This window comes from Halomonas sp. 18071143, assembly GCF_019211725.1.
Classification (GTDB): Bacteria; Pseudomonadota; Gammaproteobacteria; order Pseudomonadales; family Halomonadaceae; genus Vreelandella; species Vreelandella stevensii.
Map to the genome: position 1 here is coordinate 1,058,574 of NZ_CP078120.1, position 16,637 is coordinate 1,075,210.

General features: G+C 60.9%; 12 protein-coding genes and 1 pseudogene. 4 read left to right on the top strand and 9 right to left on the bottom strand.

The annotated features are described in order from the left end of the window. Nucleotides 1-38: 38 nt before the first annotated feature. The 3 genes from KVY02_RS05065 to KVY02_RS05075 form a co-directional block, all read right to left on the bottom strand. Nucleotides 39-575: a hypothetical protein gene (locus KVY02_RS05065; protein ID WP_096921249.1), complete on the bottom strand. Its 537-nt coding sequence runs from the start codon at nt 573-575 to the stop codon at nt 39-41. Continuing rightward, nucleotides 572-880: a nucleotidyltransferase domain-containing protein gene (locus KVY02_RS05070; protein ID WP_039175961.1), complete on the bottom strand. Its 309-nt coding sequence runs from the start codon at nt 878-880 to the stop codon at nt 572-574. Before KVY02_RS05070 ends, KVY02_RS05065 begins: the two co-directional genes overlap by 4 nt. 226 nt (nt 881-1,106) lie before the next feature. Next, nucleotides 1,107-2,546: an IS66 family transposase gene (locus KVY02_RS05075; protein WP_218314611.1), complete on the bottom strand. Its 1,440-nt coding sequence runs from the start codon at nt 2,544-2,546 to the stop codon at nt 1,107-1,109. A 113-nt stretch (nt 2,547-2,659) separates the two neighbouring features. On the opposite strand from KVY02_RS05075, the gene pncB reads away from it, so the two are divergent. Further along, entirely contained in the window at nt 2,660-3,793 is a 1,134-nt protein-coding gene (pncB, locus tag KVY02_RS05080) for a nicotinate phosphoribosyltransferase (protein ID WP_218314612.1), read from the top strand. A 10-nt stretch (nt 3,794-3,803) separates the two neighbouring features. On the opposite strand, the gene recC is transcribed toward pncB, so the two are convergent. After that, nucleotides 3,804-7,367 carry an exodeoxyribonuclease V subunit gamma gene (gene recC, locus KVY02_RS05085; protein WP_218314614.1) on the bottom strand — a complete coding sequence of 1,188 codons (3,564 nt, stop codon included), beginning with the start codon at nt 7,365-7,367 and terminating at the stop codon, nt 3,804-3,806. Nucleotides 7,368-7,513: 146 nt separating this feature from the next. Between recC and KVY02_RS05090 the strand changes: the two genes are divergently transcribed. Beyond that, entirely contained in the window at nt 7,514-7,834 is a 321-nt protein-coding gene (locus tag KVY02_RS05090) for a type II toxin-antitoxin system RelE/ParE family toxin (RefSeq protein ID WP_081135273.1), read from the top strand. After that, a complete protein-coding gene (locus tag KVY02_RS05095; RefSeq protein WP_227407773.1) occupies nt 7,831-8,124 on the top strand; it encodes a helix-turn-helix domain-containing protein in 294 nt (97 codons plus the stop codon). Before KVY02_RS05090 ends, KVY02_RS05095 begins: the two co-directional genes overlap by 4 nt. 117 nt (nt 8,125-8,241) lie before the next feature. Here KVY02_RS05095 and KVY02_RS05100 read toward each other — a convergent pair whose 3' ends face one another. Further along, a complete protein-coding gene (locus tag KVY02_RS05100; RefSeq protein WP_039175970.1) occupies nt 8,242-8,598 on the bottom strand; it encodes a rhodanese-like domain-containing protein in 357 nt (118 codons plus the stop codon). A gap of 123 nt (nt 8,599-8,721) precedes the next feature. On the opposite strand from KVY02_RS05100, the gene chrA reads away from it, so the two are divergent. Further along, entirely contained in the window at nt 8,722-9,933 is a 1,212-nt protein-coding gene (chrA, locus tag KVY02_RS05105; RefSeq protein ID WP_256357571.1) for a chromate efflux transporter, read from the top strand. Nucleotides 9,934-9,952: 19 nt separating this feature from the next. Here the strand turns inward: chrA and KVY02_RS05110 are convergent, their stop codons facing one another. The 4 genes and pseudogenes from KVY02_RS05110 to KVY02_RS05125 all read right to left on the bottom strand — a co-directional run bounded on the left by KVY02_RS05110 (nt 9,953) and on the right by KVY02_RS05125 (nt 16,602). Further along, nucleotides 9,953-13,048 carry a molybdopterin dinucleotide binding domain-containing protein gene (locus KVY02_RS05110; protein WP_218314615.1) on the bottom strand — a complete coding sequence of 1,032 codons (3,096 nt, stop codon included), beginning with the start codon at nt 13,046-13,048 and terminating at the stop codon, nt 9,953-9,955. Further along, a complete protein-coding gene (gene nrfD / locus KVY02_RS05115) occupies nt 13,041-14,234 on the bottom strand; it encodes an NrfD/PsrC family molybdoenzyme membrane anchor subunit (protein WP_218314617.1) in 1,194 nt (397 codons plus the stop codon). The genes KVY02_RS05110 and nrfD overlap by 8 nt, the downstream gene beginning before the upstream one ends. Next, nucleotides 14,218-14,994, bottom strand: coding sequence for a sulfate reduction electron transfer complex DsrMKJOP subunit DsrO (gene dsrO, locus KVY02_RS05120; RefSeq protein WP_137094539.1), 777 nt, complete (start codon nt 14,992-14,994; stop codon nt 14,218-14,220). The genes nrfD and dsrO overlap by 17 nt, the downstream gene beginning before the upstream one ends. 171 nt (nt 14,995-15,165) lie before the next feature. Beyond that, nucleotides 15,166-16,602: pseudogene (locus KVY02_RS05125) on the bottom strand (IS66 family transposase). Nucleotides 16,603-16,637: the final 35 nt, after the last annotated feature.

A 16,637-nucleotide genomic window follows, 5' to 3' on the forward strand; every position in this document is an offset into this window, starting at 1 on the left:
TCGCGTCGCCGGGTGCTGGGCAAAAGAGCAAAGCAGCGTTAGAGGCTGGTTTGAAAGACGCTATCGAACTCGCTGGAGAAGTCTTGGGTGGCTGGAAAAATCCCTAATTGTTCAGCGCTCCATGTCACGAGTCTTTTTGACGTGATGAGAAGAACGTCAGAAAGTTCGTTCAACAGGTTAAAGTGCTCTGCTATTTGCGCGTAGTGTGTCGAGTAATCATGAGCGGCAATATTGCGAATGGCACGACAACGCTGCCAGTCGCTGGTGGCGTCCACGACGCCTTGTTTTTCAAACAGCGAAAGGACTTTGAGAAAGCTGTCGGTCGATTCACCTGCCAACAGAGCGCTGTGCCTCATGGCAGACGCAATGGAGTCCTGGAGTTTGGCAAAGCGCTCATTGATAGCGGCCAGTGTTTCAAAAAGGTCGACGTCTTTTTTATGGTCGGCTAACCAGTCACCGTCCAAAGGCCATGTGACTTTTTTGCGTGACTGGTGAAGAAACCAGGCGCAACGCTGGATGGCTTCAAGCAGCTGCGCCAGATAACGCTGCTGTTCGCTAAGGACATCTTGGCTCATGCCGCTTCCTCAAGCGTTATTGAGCGTGACTGTGCGAGCGCCATGGCTTGAAACGGGGTGGGTTCCGCCTTTTTTACGTAGGTTACGAGATCGAACGGTAGCTGGAGGCGCTGTTCAAGCGCCATTTTGAGTTCAGCGCAGGCAAGTAGCGAAATAGCGGTGGGTGAGATAAGCAGTAAATCGACATCGCCGCCTCGCTTACCATCGTCTAGTCGCGAGCCGAATACATGCACGGCCACCGAAGGCCCAGCAAACTCACGGACGGCTGCCAGAATAAGCTCACGCTGTGATTGAGAAAGACGCATGGGGTCTGCTCCTCGCTGAACGCTAATGTTTTAAAGGTTAGCACTCTATTGCCGATGGCGGATAGTCGCTCAACTGCCCGCAAGTTAGGGCAAAAGAGGGCAGGGTGTGAGGTATCGCTGCCAACTGCTAATCTAGTGGGCTAGCCGCTCTTGGCGATCTGTTGACGCTGGTGAAGGGATCTCATGCTGACCTCGCTTCTGGATAACGATTTCGTAACTGTTTAGCTCACGCCGCCTGATCCGTGGCTGTAGGCTGCATGAAGGATGGCACATCACCCGCAAACAGTTGCTCCAGTGCGGTATGCGCCGCCACCCCTTGCTTGACGGCGGTCGAGAGGAAGCTGCGCATCCGGCAGAAGATCTCCGCCCCCTCCCAGGAGCGGAAACAGCCCGAGATTTTCTGCTGGACCTTGGTCATTCGCAGATCGCGTTCCCCCTGGTTGTTGGTGAAGGGAGCGGCAGGGTCGTCGAGGAAGCGCAACACGTCGTCCTCGTACGCCTGGAGGCGTTCCAGGAGGTTGCGCGACTTGGTGCGCTTGGCCCGGCCTCGCGTTCCAGGTGGCGGTTTCACCGGCGGGGGGCACTCGGCGTCCCCTTTCGCCAGGCAATCTCGATAGCGCTGCCGCCAGGCTCGGGTCTCATCGGCCGAGAGGCAGCCGTCGGCCACCTCCACGGCGCGATGCATCTCCAACAACAGGTCATGCAAGGCCTTGGCCCATGCCTGGCCATCGTTCTCCCAGGCCGCTGTCAGCTCCCGAAGGTGGTGCGCATTACAGAGCGCGTGCCGGCAATCCGGATAGCGGTAGTAGGGCTTCCAGTGATCATGCACCAGCACGCCACGCACGAAGGGCAATACGCCGATGGCGTCCATCGCTTCCTGGCCGCGCTTGGGGTGCGGGGCCAACCAGGTCAGGGCCTCGTTGGAGGCGCTGTGTAGCCAGTAGCGTTTGCCACCGACCTGCATTCCGGTTTCATCGGCATGGACGGTGGCTGCTTCACGTAGCGCCGGGATCACCCACTCGGCGAACGCCTCGGCCCGCTGGTAGGCCTCCTGGTTGAAGGCGAACAGGGTGCCGGTGCTCAGCGACAGGCCGCACTGCGAGGTGAGCAACTCGCGGATACGCGCATAGGGCAACAGCTGATACTGGGAGAGATAGACGACATGCGCCTTGAGGCGAGGGCCATACTGGATGGGGCGAGTCACGCCCTCGGGGAATGGCGCCACGTAGCGTTGCCCCTGATCATCTTCGAGGACCTCAGCCTGATATTCGGTGACCACGGCCTGGATTACGATGTCCTGCACTTGGCGCGTTTCGACGCCGACCGGGCGGTAAGAACGCCCCTTGGGGAGTTGCCGACGATCGACACGGAGCTTGACCACCTCGTCGGGGTCCGTCACCGGCGCCAACGTCTTACCCTCATGCCCTGGCTGTCCGCCGGGGCGCCGCTCGCCTTTGGCGCGCGAGCGGCGCTGGCGATTGGGATCCTGGGACGGTGGCTTGCTGCTGTTGCGGCTACTGGTGGCCAGGCGATCGGCCATGAGCTTGACCAGCAACATCAGCACATCGATGGCCGCACGCAGCGACGGAGAGACCGTCTGGTCTTCCTTGAGCTGCTGTCGGACCCGCTCCAGAGCCTCGTCGACGTTGATATCGCTGATGGTCATGTCACCGCATAGATATGCCGAAGGATTAGGCACACTATGCCAGAAAAATCAGGTGGTTGTCGACAGGCTATCCGCAACCACCTGAATAGTTACACGATTTCTACAAGATCACGATGCAGAATGCCGTGATCAAACGCTTTCCCTATGCCCATGCCCGTTACGCCTTCATCAATCGCGGGGAGCATGCCTTTCCCGAGGGCTTTGGTGAGGCGCTGCGCGGGGAGGTAGACCGCATGGTGGCGCTGTGCTTGACCGAGGAGGAGAAGCGCTATCTGGAAACCACCTGCCCTTACCTGGACCCCACCTATCTCGATTTTCTGGCGGGCTTTCGTTACGACCCCCGCGAGGTGACCATAGAGCAGCAGGGCGGCGAGCTGTCGGTGGTGATCGAAGGGCCTTGGTACCGCACCATTTTATGGGAAGTGCCGCTGATGGCGCTGATCAGCGAGCTTTGGTATCGGCTGCGCGGCGTGGCGGTGTCGGAAGAGGATGAAGCGCTCATCGAGCAGCGCACCCGGGAGAAGATCGAACTCTACCGCCAGCACGGGCTGAAGATTGCCGAGTTCGGCACTCGTCGGCGCTTCTCGTTTGCGGTGCATGACCGGGTGGTGGAAGCGCTGCGCCACTACGGCGGGGAGGCCTTCAGCGGCACCAGCAATGTGCTGCTGGCCATGCGCCACGGGGTGAAGCCCATCGGCACCCACGCCCACGAGTGGTTCATGTTCCACGGGGCGCGTTTCGGTTTCAAAATGGCCAACAGCCTGGCGCTGGAGCACTGGGTGGATGTGTACCGGGGGGATTTGGGCATCGCGCTCACCGATACGTTTACCACGCGGGCATTTTTCGAGAGCTTCGACAAGAAGTTCGCCAAGCTGTTTGACGGGGTGCGCCACGATAGCGGCGACCCGATCGAGTTCGCCGATGCCACCATTGCCCATTACCGGCGCCTGGGCATCGACCCGCTGAGCAAGACCATCATCTTCTCCGATGCGCTTACCCCTGAAAAAGTGGAGCGCATTCGCGCCTTCTGCCAGGGGCGCATTGGCATGGCCTTCGGGATCGGCACCAACTTCACCAACGATATCGGCGTGGCGCCCATGAACATGGTGATCAAGATGGTCGAGGCCCGCCCCGAAGGGCAGGGCTGGCTGCCGGTGGTGAAACTTTCCGATGTGCCCACCAAGAACACCGGCGACCCTGAGATGATTGCGTTGGCGAAGAAAGTCCTCAGCATGGGCCGTTCATAGCCGTGTGGCTTTACTCCTTTTTGCCCTTAACAGCGAAAAAGAGCGGCGCGTAAAGTGATTCGGTCAGTGTGGCAAAAGTGTGCCCGTTGGCCTGCTCGAAAAACAGCCGCTCGAAGCGGGGCCACTGGTGGCTCAAGTACGCGCTTTGCGCGGCTTCGCCGGTGACCTTGTAACCCCCTTCATAGGCGGCTTCGGCGGCAGCAAAGGCGTCGCTGTCTCGGCCTTTCTCCTGAGCTATCTCCGGCGTGCCTTGCTTGGCCAGCCAGGCAAAACCGGCCTGTGGGGCCAGCGGCAGCGGGGTTTGCTGGCCCGCTTGCCAGGCGGCGAGCTGGGTTTCCAGATGCTGGCGGGCGGTGTCGGCGGCCACGGGTTCCAGCGTGACATGCCCGGCTTTGGAAAGTAGCAGGGTGGTCATCGGGCCGCTGAGGTTGCCTGCCAGGTGGGCAACCCAAGGGCGCAGCAGGTGGCTCCAGCGGTACTGGCCGCGCCCGCTGCCCTGGCTAATCAGGCTACTGCTGAGCAGCAGCAAGCGGCAGCGCTGGCCTGCCTCATCCTGGCGCAGCTCGCCCAGGGGTTCCTCCAACGTGAGGCCGTGGGCCTCGAACTGCACCTGTGCGTCTGGCAGCGCGTGCGGCCACGCCGTGAGCGCTTCTTCGTAGGCGTTGAACAACGCTTCCATGGGGTCGGCGAGGGCGTCGCGCATGCGCTCGCCGAAGGCACCCATGGCCAGTACCCCTTGGCCTTGAAAGCGCTCCAGCGCGTCGTGCAGCGCCTCGATACGCGGCTGGCCGTGATCCACCGCGTGGCGCTGGGCGGCAATCAGCTGGTCCTGGAGCTGCCAGTTTTGCAGGCCATCCAGCGCGAAGGGCTCGGCGTCCAGCTCGGCGATTGCCTCCTGCTCGAAATAGACCCCCAGCCGGGTATTGAAGAAGCTGCGCACCGGCTCGCGCAGAAAGCCGCCCAACTGCGCCAGCGAGAGGCTGGTGGGGGCGTTTTCCGGTGCGGGTAGCATGCGCTCCACCGCGGGCGGCGTGCGGGGGGCATGCACTTCCCGCCATTCGTGGGCGTAGGTGAACAGGCGGCTTGCCGGTTGGTTGAAGTAAGCGCGGCTGAACGGCTGCAGCGGGTGTTCGGTGGTGAGACTTTCCAGCAGCGGCGCGCCGGTGTGCGTTTGCCAGCCAGCCTCCAAATGATCGCGCAGTTGGCCCACCAGTACCGAGGGGGGCAGCGGGGAGTTGTCGATCTGGCTGCGGCCCATCCAACTGATGTAGAGCTGGTCCCGGGCGGAGAGCAGCGCTTCGAGAAACAGGTAGCGGTCGTCTTCTCGGCGGGAGCGGTCGCCGGGACGGTAGTCGCTGCCCATGAGGTCGAAATCCAGCGGTGGCTGGGAGCGGGGGTAGTCGCCGTCGTTCATGCCCAGCAGGCACACCCGCTTGAAGGGGATGGCGCGCATGGGCATCAGGGTAGCGAAGTTGACCGCCCCGGCCAAAAAGCGCTGGGAAAGGCTGTGTTCATCGATTTGTGCCAGCCAGTGTTCGCGCACCATGGAGAGCGGCAGCGGGTCGTCGAGTTCTGCTTCCTGGCTGCTTTCCAGCATCTGCTGCAAGCCGTTTTCCAGCCTGGTGAGCATGATGCTTTCCTGGGCATCGTCGGTGAGGAAGAAGGTTTCCAGCAGTGCCCGCAGCCGCGCGACCCAGGTGGCGGCATCGGTGGGTTGGCAGAAGGTTTCCCAGGTGGCGTCGAGTTTTTCCAGCAGCGTGGCCAGCGGCCCTGCCAGGCCCGCTTCCAAGCCGCCAATATCATCGAAGGGCTCGATGCCTTGCCAGGCGTGGCCGTCGCCGACGGTGTAGCCCAGCAGCAGGCGGCGCAGGCCGAAGGCCCAGGTGTTCTGGCTCAGCCCGCCGGGCAGCTCTAGCCGCTGGCGCTGCTGGGCGTTCAGCCCCCAGCGGATGCCCGCGCCTTCCATCCAGCGCTCCAGCACCGGCAGGTCGCGCTCTTCCAGGCCAAAGCGCTGGCGCAGGGCGGGCACTTCCAGCAGGTCGAGCACATCGCTGACCGTCAGGCGCAGCTCTGGCAGGCGCAGCAGTTTTTCCAGCGCGATCATCAGCGGCAGGCGGTGGCGGCTGGCCTGGTCCGAGAGCGTGTAGGGAATATGCCGCGGGTCGTCCGTGGGCAGTTGGCCAAATACCGCTTCGATGTGCGGGGCGTAGCGGTCGATATCCGGCACCATGACGATGATATCGCGCGGGCGCAGGGCGGGGTCGGCGCTGAAGGCGGCCAGCAGCTGGTCGTGGAGAATCTCCACTTCCCGCTGGGGGCCGTGGGCAATATGAAACACGATGGAGTCATCGGTGGCGGGCAGCGCTGGCCACTGGCCTTGGGTTTCTGCCACCGGGCGCAGCTCGCGGATATCGTCTTGCAGCTGGCTGAGCAGGCAGTGGCGCTCCTCGCCGCTGAACGGCTCGAACATATCGATGCGCAGCGCCTGCTGCTCGAAAAGCGTTTGGTAGTTGCCCGCGTCGTCGTGCTCATCGAGTAGGCGCAGATAGTCGCGGCCCTGCTTGCCCCAAGCGGCCAGCAGCGGCTGGGCGTGCAGGTGCAGGGCATCATCGGCATCGCCGGTGCCCAGTACGTCCAGCGTGTCGGGCATACCGGTCTTGCGCCGCTGGCGATAGCGCTGGGCGCGCAGCAGGTCTTTGTGTTCGATGATGTCCGCCCAGTAGAACTGGCAGGGGTTGTGCACACACAGCACGATCTGGCAGCAGCGGGAGAGCGCCGCCAGGGCTTCCAGGGTTTGCTGAGGCAGCGACGAAATACCGAAAATGATCAGCCGCCGGGGCAGCCCTGGCGGGCAGGCCTGGCCTTCCAGCTGTTCGGTGGCCTTCAAAAAGCGCTGGTGTACCTGGGCGCGGCTGCTGTTCAGCCCGGCATCGCCTTGGGTGGCGGCCACATCGTCACGCAGGATGCGCCACAGCGCAGGCTGCCAGCACTGGTGCTCTTCCAGCGGGCGGTGTTCGCCTCGGGCGGTAATCAGCACATCGTGGCCGTTGGCCCAGGCGTCCAGCCAGTCGGCGCGGTACACCTGGTACTGGTCGAAGAGATCCGCCAGCCGCTCGGCCAGCTGGTAATGCTTGCGCTGGTCGCGGTCGGTTTCCAGAAACTGCGCCAGTGGTTCGAACACCGGCTGCCCGGCCAGGGTGGGCAGCAGGCGCAGCAGCCGCCACACCAGGCGCGATTTATCGAACGGCGAGGTTTCCGTCACGGCGTCGGCATCGTGGGAAACGTGGGTGAGCACCCGGCGGTAGGCCTGCCATAAAAACCGCGCGGGCAGCATCACGTCCAGCGCCGCTGCAATACCCGCGCCGCCGTTCTTCGGGTCTTCCGCCAGGGCCAGCTTCAGCCACTGCCCAATGCCGTTGCTCTGCACCAGAATGGTTTCGTTCTCCAGCGGCCCCAGCGGGTGTCGCCGCATCCACTCCACCGCCAGCCCCCGTAAATCCTCCAGGCGATTGGCGTGTACCACCATGAAGCCGGGGGTGAGCGAAGTGGGGGAGAGCAGGGCATTGGCAGGCATACGGCGGCGTTCCTTCACGGCAATCGGCGTCACGGGGATGCGGTCACGCTATGGTGCCATAAGATGGAGGTTGTCGTGTGTCTCTGGAGTAGGAACTTTTACACATCCTGAGTTATCATAAAAGATAACTTGATCGGAGCTGTGCTATGGAGTGGCAGGTTGAGTTTTACCCAGGCGTAGAGCAAGAAATTTTAAGCATGCCACCCAAAATACAGGCCAGAATGCTTCGGTTGCTGGAGATGGTAGAGCAGCATGGTGCTCACTTAGGGCCTCCTCACACGGAGTCCATGGGTGACGGCCTGTTTGAGATTCGAGCAAAGGCACAAGAGGGGATTGGCCGTTCCTTGTTCTGTTACGTGCATGGGAAACACATCGTCGTGCTGCACGCATTCGTCAAGAAAAGCCAGAAAACGCCGCGTCAGGCGTTAACATTAGCGCGGTCAAGACAGCGCGAGGTGCAGTCATGATGAACTTAAAGGCACTAAAAGAGCAGGCGCTTCAGAACCCTGAGGTGAAGGCGGAATATGAACGTCTGGCACCGGAGTTTGCATTGGCCTCCACGCTTATTTCAATGCGCCAGCGTGCCGGGCTGACTCAGGAAGAGCTTGCCAAACGTCTGGAGACGCAGAAAAGTAACATTAGCCGCCTGGAGCGAGGAAGCAGTAACCCCGGTTGGAAAACGTTGCAGCGCTATGCAGATGCCTGCGGCTTCGAGCTGACGGTACATGTGGAACCACAAAAACACCCCTCCCACTAAACAACCAATCGCTCCCATGACGGCGGCCTTTCGTGCGTCATTGATTCAAGCCGAAAGTCACCGGAGTCTTCTAAAGCTGCCGATGGGAGGGCGAGCATCATTACCAAAAGGAGCGGCTTACGGCGCTTCTTCTTCCTTGAACGCCTTCAATCCGCCTTCGATATTCACGACTTGGGTATAGCCCAGTTGCTGCAGGGTGTCGGCGGCCAGGGCGCCGCGATTGCCGCCTGCGCAGTGGCACACAATGGGCGTATCTTTATCGGGAATCGCTTCCTGAATGCGCATTTCCAGCGTGCCTCGGCTGATGTTGAGGGCGTTTTCGATATGCCCCTGCTCGTACTCTTCCTTGTCTCGCACGTCCAGCACCACGTGGCCCTGGGCGATGCGCTGTTTGGCATCGCTAGGCGATACCTGGGTGGTACGCTGTTTGGCGGCTTCTGCAAGGCGTAGAAACTCTTCTGAATGATGGGCCATGGGGTGCTCCTGGTAGGTGGCGTTGGAAGGAGTCTCAACGTTGCTCAACCGTCATGGGCATGTCAATAAAATCGTGTATGGTTATTGGCTGCCTGTTGTTCAACGTTGCAAGGAGCCGAGCTTATGTCGGAACCCCGTCCTTCCTCTGATACTGCCGTATCGCCTGCTCGCATTCGAGAGGTGTTCTGGGCCTTTTTGGCGCTGGGGCTTACCTCGTTTGGCGGGCCGGTGGCGCACCTGGGCTATTTTCGTACGGAGTTCGTGGCCCGCCGCCAGTGGCTCAGCGAGAAAGCCTATGCGGATTTGGTGGCGTTGTGCCAGTTCTTGCCCGGCCCGGCCAGCAGCCAGGTGGGGTTTGCCCTGGGCCTGCTGCGGGCAGGCCCCTGGGGGGCGGCCATGGCCTGGCTGGCCTTCACGCTGCCTTCCGCGCTGGTACTGGCGCTGTTCGCCATGGGGGCGGCGGTGCTGGATGGGCCGATGGCCAGCGGCATCATCCACGGCTTGAAAATCGTCGCAGTGGCTATCGTGGCCCACGCCGTATGGGGCATGGCGCGCAACCTTTGCCCGGATAAAACCCGGGCAGGCATTGCCCTGGCGGCGGTGTTTGCCGTGGCCATGGTCAGCGGCCCGCTAGGGCAGGTGAGTGCGATTGTGCTGGGGGGTATGGTAGGGCTGTTGCTCTGCCGCGAAAGCGCTCAGGGCGAGCTGGCGGATTCGCTGCACTTTGCGGTGTCGCGCAAGGTGGGCTTGATCTCTCTGGGGCTGTTCGTGGCGCTGCTGGTGCTGTTGCCGCTGCTGGCGGGCGGCGCCATGTGGCTGGCGGTGGTGGATGCCTTCTACCGCTCGGGGGCGCTGGTGTTTGGGGGCGGCCACGTGGTGCTGCCGCTGCTGGAAGCCGAAGTGGTGCAGTCGGGCTGGATCACGGCGGATGAGTTCTTGACGGGCTATGGCGCCGCACAGGCCGTGCCGGGGCCGCTGTTCACCTTTGCGGCTTACCTGGGCGCACTGCTGCCTGGGCTGCCCAGCGTGGTTGGTGCGGTGCTGGCGCTGCTGGCGATTTTCATTCCCGGCTTCCTGCTGCTGGTGGGCGTGCTGCCGTTCTGGAACCGTTTTCGCCAATGGGGCAGTGCCCAGGCGCTCATGCGCGGTGCCAACGCGGCCGTCGTGGGGGTTCTGGGGGCTGCGCTCTACGACCCCGTCTGGACCAGCGCGGTGGTGGGGCCGTATGAGTTTGCCTTGGCGCTCACGGGCTTTTTGCTACTGACCGTGTGGAAGCTGCCAGCCTGGCTGGTGGTGATCGTGGTGGCTGTGGGTGGGGTAGTGATTGCGACATAGCTTCACTACCCCTGCCGGTTCACACGCGGCTGACCTTGACGGGTAACCCTTGCCTCACGCTAGCGCCGCTAATGGGCTCCAGCCAAGTGCCGCCGACCTCGCGCGTGGGATCTTGAAAGCCCAGGTCGTTGATATTGATACCTGCCCGCATCCAAGGCATATCTGGCTGAGAGGTGCCATCGATAATATGCGGTGTAGCACCTAGATCCTTGTGGCCGTAGCCGTGCTCGATGCCCAGCGCGCCAGGTACGACACTTTCGCTTACCAGAGCGAGCCCTATCACGCTGCCGCCGGGGCTTTCGATGCGTATGGTGTCGCCGTGCTGAATGCCAAAGCGTTCGGCATCTTGACGGTGCATTTGCACGGGGTTGTAGGGCTTGATCATACGCAGCCGTTCGTTACCGATGGCGTAGGAGTTCATCAGATTGGATTTGAACGAGAATGCCAGTAACGGCCACTCTTGCTCTGAGAAGATCTCCCGCATGGGCTGCTTATTCGCCATTTGAGGCAGCGAGTGACACGGTACGCCCCGGTTTGGCAACCCATTGGTGGTATCAATGCTGGTGCCTACTGCTTCGTTATAGACACACAGGGTTTCTTTCCACTGGCGTTTTAAATGCTGGCCTACAAAGTGTTCGCTGGCATCTTCAAAACGTCCACCCCGGGCGTACAGATAGGCCACACGTCCGCGTTCATCGGCTTTCAGCGTGCGCTCAAGCTTAGGCAGCAGCGGTGCAATGCCACTATGGGCAACGTCAGTGTCGCTCGCTTCTGGAAGCGGTTCCTCCTGGAAAGCGATGTTGGCGGCTGCCCTGAGATAGTAATCTTCAGCACGGTTGAGCGGGTGAAGGTGACCGTTAGCATCGGGTATGGCGTTATCGCCAAAGCCCGGCAGTCCTAACCGCTTAGCTACGGCGATAAAGAAGCTATCCATAGACACCGGCTCGCCTTCGGCGGTTTTTTGTTGGCGCGGTTCAACCACCGGCCAGCAAGCGGTGGTCAGTTTGCCCAGCGTGCCTTTCCATGAGCCTGCAAACCCCCATACTTCGTACATGACTGAATCCGGTACGATGTAATCGGCGTAACGATTGGTCTCGTTGATAAAGCCATCAACCGCGACAAATAACCCTAGTCGGCTGGGATCTTTTAACTTATCGACAACGACGCCTTTCAGGCCCGCTTGGCCATAAATCGGGTTGGCCATGCAGCCAATCAGGGCTTTGATGGGGTAAGGGTAACCATCCAGCGCAGAAGGTAAATGCTCGGTGAGGGTGGGTGGCGCGAGTGAGCGCCAAGGAGCCTTCGCAGGGTAAGGGTTCTCACCAGCCGCTACCTTACGCTGGTACTCCGATGATTTTTCATAGGGGAAGCGTGAGCGCGAGAGAAAAACGCCCTGCGGACCACGCTTTCCGGGGAAATTGGCCAAGTCGTAGCGTGGACCTTCGCCGGTGCCTGTATAAGTGCCACCGCCCACCGCGCTGCCGCCTTTCATGTTGTAGTTGGCGGCCAACAGGTTGAGCATTTGAACGCCAAAAGCAGCGTAGAAGCCGTTGCCTGACATCATACCACCGTGGCAGTTAACGGCGGCCTTACGGCCGTGGCTGGCATACTTTTTGGCTAAGTCGATAATCGTTGCTTTGGGAATACCACAATGTTCAGCATAGGCGTCCATGTCGTATTCATGGGCCGATTCATGCAGCAGCGTTAGGCTGGTTTTAACGGTGACGGTGCTGCCATCGGCAAGCTCCACTGCACGCTCGGCAAATAGTTCGGCGGCCATGACATCTTCGTTGAGGGCGAATTCGCCGTCTGAAACGACGACGGGCATATCCGCATCGCTACCGGCCTCAGCAAGGCCCAAATCGCTGGCGCGCAAAAAGTAGCCACGGCGCGGATGTTCGAAGGTATCAATGACCAAATGCGTTGCGTTGGTGTGGGTGGTCTCGCCCGCGGCATCAGCAGCAGACTGGCCCGGCAGGGCGAGAAAATCGCTGGCATAGCCCTCGTGGTCCAGCAGCCACTGAATCATCGCCATGGCAAAGGCGCTGTCGGTGCCGGGGCGAATGGGTACCCAGCGATTGTTATCCGCCGCATGGGAAGTCGCGGCATTTAATGCCGGGTCGACCACCACGTATTCAAGGGTGCCAGCGGCGCGTGCTTGGGCAATCAAGCGGCCTTGGCGCTTGAACGGGTTGCCTGCTTGTCCCGGGGCACAGCCAATGTACATGATGAACTGCGCGTTCTGAATATCAGGTTTGACGTGGGCATTGGTGACGATGTTATTCATCACGGCCCCTGAACCCATGCGAAATGCCAGTCCGCAGTAAGCGCCATGGTGCCCATAGTTGCGGGTGGCAAAGGCATTGAGCGTAAAGCGTTTGAGTAGGTCCGAACGCCCGTAATCGGTGGCTTCCATGACCATCAGCTGGTTTGCTCTGGGGCCGTATTCTGGATTGTCTGGGTCGATAGGTGTGTCATGATCGTGAATAGCGCGCAGCCCTTCCACTTGGCCTTCACCGAATAGATCGCCCCCTTCACAAATCTCTTCGATCAGCTCTTCAAACGAGATTTTTTGCCACTCCCGGTTACCGCGCTCGCCAACGCGCTTCAGGCAGTGGTCGATACGGAAAGGGTTGGTGATCTGGCTCATCATTGAGTTGCCACGGGCGCAGGCGGTAGAGCGATTTACTTGGCCCTGTTCTCCGTAAGCGCTCACGCTGCGCAATGCCTCGGCCACTGGAGTTCGCATTGGCAGATGGTCATCAGCAGAGAGCGGATGGTATGGGTTGCCAGATACACGCAGCACTTCGCCCCGGGTGTCATCGATGCGTACCCGCACACCGCATAGGGTAGTGCAGCCGTAGCAAATGGTAAAGGCGGTGCGTTGGTCGGGAGTGAGGGTTAGCTCGCCAGTGGCTAAGTCAACGCGGTACTCCGGCGTGAGCGAATTGCCGTGAATGTTGTGCTTGGGTTTTTCTCCTGCGCTGCCACTGAGTCCTTTGGCCATCTTGGCAAGCGGGTCAGCGTAGCCTACTGCAAAGGTGGCGGCACCGCCTGCGGCAGCAGCGCCTTTAAGAAACCGGCGGCGTGAGGGGTCTTGAGCAGACTTAGCCATGGTTAGGCGCTCCTTGTTCGGCGTTAAGCGAGTCACTGGATGTATTGGTATCGAAAGAGGGCGGCGGTTTAACGCCACCTTGCTGGGCTTGCCGCCATGGAATAAATAGCTCAATCAGTAAGATAGCGGCCAGCCAAAGCCCAAAGGTACCGACGATGCCTAAGATGCCGGAAGAGCCAGCGGGAATGCCATAGTGGTGGAAACCAGCACTATTACGGGCGACGTGCTGCACATCCATCAGCACCACCCAGCGGAACATCCAGCCCATATGAATAGCTACCAGGCCGAGTAGCCAAGCCCAGGCAAACAATGCGGGTTGGCGTTGGGCAGGGCGCGAGACTAACCACGCCACCGCTATAAAGAGCGTTATGCCAGTAATACCGCCCCACAGCGCGGTGCTGCGCCAGGAAGGGCTGTGACGAACAGACTCCAGCGCTGCTGCGACCGAGCCAACGTTGGCGTTAATACCATCCAGGAACCAGCTAGCCGCGATTAAACCCGCCACGGCACAGAAGGCAAGTAGGACATACAGCATTTGCCGAACGGTGGCGTGCGAACACACTCCGCTTACCCGGTTGAGTACCAGCACTAGCCCTGCTGCCGCGATGAAGCCTGTCGCGACCAGCATGGGCGGAAGCCATACGGTGTTCCATAGCGGGCGTGCTTTCACAATGGCAAGCTCCGCGCCGGTATAAAGCATAATGCCGCTGGAAAGCAGTAGTGCGGCTAGTCCCACGATGGCCACCAGCGCCCTGGGAGTGGCGCTATCGCCCAGACTTAGCCATTTAGCCATCCATCCGCTCAGCCCTGGCGCATTGCGCCGGGCCTGGAGCGCCGGGCGCCAAGCCAGCCAGGCAAGGCCCAGTACGCTGACGAGATAGAGCGGCAGAACCACGCTGCCAATAGACATCCACGAGCGGGTGTTGGCGTACGCGTAAAAATGCCAAAAACGCAGCGGTTGGTGCAGGTCCGCAAGTAGTGCAACGGGCGCTACCAACGTGGTGCTGACGCAAGCGAGGAGTGCAAGGCGTGCGGTGGGCAGCCATGCTCGTTTGCCGAAAATTAACGCAGGCGCTGCTAGCCAGAGACTCGCGTAGGAGACGGCGATCATGAAAAAGTACTGTACTGCCCAGGGGTACCAGGCAATGTCATAACGCGGGGCGAGCAGTTCAATGGTGGAATTCATAGCCCATCTCCTGGCCGTGGGGATCAAACACTTCAAGCGCCACGGGTTCCGCCACGGGGCGTGTAGTGAAGCGTTCATCCATGCCGAGGTAGAACACTTGGGGAAGCGTGTTTTTTTCTGGCTGAAGTACCATCAGTGCATCACGGTGCTCTTGAATCATGCGGCTGATTTGGCTGTCAGGATTGCGCATATCACCAATAATCCGCGCACCTCCAACACAGCTTTCAACACACGCAGGCAGTAGCCCTGCCTCTAAACGGTGCGCGCAGAACGTGCATTTGTCGGCGGTTTGGGTGCGCTCGTTAATAAAGCGTGCGTCATAGGGGCAGGCGTTAACGCAGTAAGCGCAGCCCACGCAGCGGTCGCTATCAACCACCACGATGCCATCCTGCTGTTGGTAGGTAGCTTCAACGGGGCAAACGGGTACGCATGGCGGATTTTCGCAGTGGTTACACAGGCGTGGCAGCATAAAAGTAGCCAGCTCACCGCTCTCCTGATGCTGCACTTCGTACTGGGAGACCGTGGTGCGAAACTGGCCAAGCGGGGCGGCGTTCTCAATATGGCACGACACCGTACAAGCCTGGCAGCCGATGCACTGGCGAAGATCAATCAACATGCCGTAGCGCTTTGTGGGATCACCTTCGCGCCGGGCAGGCTGTTGATTAATGCCTGCTTGGGCAAGGCTAGAAAAGGGTACCAGTGCAGCGCCTGCGCTTAAGCGGGCCAGCTGGCCGAGTAGCGAGCGGCGTATGGCGTCCATATCGCCTCCTTAGCGGGTAAAACGTCATTCGCAGGGGCGAATGGTCGGGGTACGCTAAGATTACGCCTTACGTTGAAGGGGAAAGTTGATTCTCGTCAATGAGTTAGCGCGCTTTTCTTAATGCTCCCTTAATCTTAAAACGCTAACTAATTGTTTTCGTAACTGTTTAGCTCACGCCGCCTGATCCGTGGCTGTAGGCTGCATGAAGGATGGCACATCACCCGCAAACAGTTGCTCCAGTGCGGTATGCGCCGCCACCCCTTGCTTGACGGCGGTCGAGAGGAAGCTGCGCATCCGGCAGAAGATCTCCGCCCCCTCCCAGGAGCGGAAACAGCCCGAGATTTTCTGCTGGACCTTGGTCATTCGCAGATCGCGTTCCCCCTGGTTGTTGGTGAAGGGAGCGGCAGGGTCGTCGAGGAAGCGCAACACGTCGTCCTCGTACGCCTGGAGGCGTTCCAGGAGGTTGCGCGACTTGGTGCGCTTGGCCCGGCCTCGCGTTCCAGGTGGCGGTTTCACCGGCGGGGGGCTCTCGGCGTCCCCTTTCGCCAGGCAATCTCGATAGCGCTGCCGCCAGGCTCGGGTCTCATCGGCCGAGAGGCAGCCGTCGGCCACCTCCACGGCGCGATGCATCTCCAACAACAGGTCATGCAAGGCCTTGGCCCATGCCTGGCCATCGTTCTCCCAGGCCGCTGTCAGCTCCCGAAGGTGGTGCGCATTACAGAGCGCGTGCCGGCAATCCGGATAGCGGTAGTAGGGCTTCCAGTGATCATGCACCAGCACGCCACGCACGAAGGGCAATACGCCGATGGCGTCCATCGCTTCCTGGCCGCGCTTGGGGTGCGGGGCCAACCAGGTCAGGGCCTCGTTGGAGGCGCTGTGTAGCCAGTAGCGTTTGCCACCGACCTGCATTCCGGTTTCATCGGCATGGACGGTGGCTGCTTCACGTAGCGCCGGGATCACCCACTCGGCGAACGCCTCGGCCCGCTGGTAGGCCTCCTGGTTGAAGGCGAACAGGGTGCCGGTGCTCAGCGACAGGCCGCACTGCGAGGTGAGCAACTCGCGGATACGCGCATAGGGCAACAGCTGATACTGGGAGAGATAGACGACATGCGCCTTGAGGCGAGGGCCATACTGGATGGGGCGAGTCACGCCCTCGGGGAATGGCGCCACGTAGCGTTGCCCTGATCATCTTCGAGGACCTCAGCCTGATATTCGGTGACCACGGCCGGATTACGATGTCCTGCACTTGGCGCGTTTCGACGCCGACCGGGCGGTAAGAACGCCCCTTGGGAGTTGCCGACGATCGACACGGAGCTTGACCACCTCGTCGGGGTCCGTCACCGGCGCCAACGTCTTACCCTCATGCCCTGGCTGTCCGCCGGGGCGCCGCTCGCCTTTGGCGCGCGAGCGGCGCTGGCGATTGGGATCCTGGGACGGTGGCTTGCTGCTGTTGCGGCTACTGGTGGCCAGGCGATCGGCCATGAGCTTGACCAGCAACATCAGCACATCGATGGCCGCACGCAGCGACGGAGAGACCGTCTGGTCTTCCTTGAGCTGCTGTCGGACCCGCTCCAGGGCCTCGTCGACGTTGATATCGCTGATGGTCATGTCACCGCATAGATATGCCGAAGGATTAGGCACAC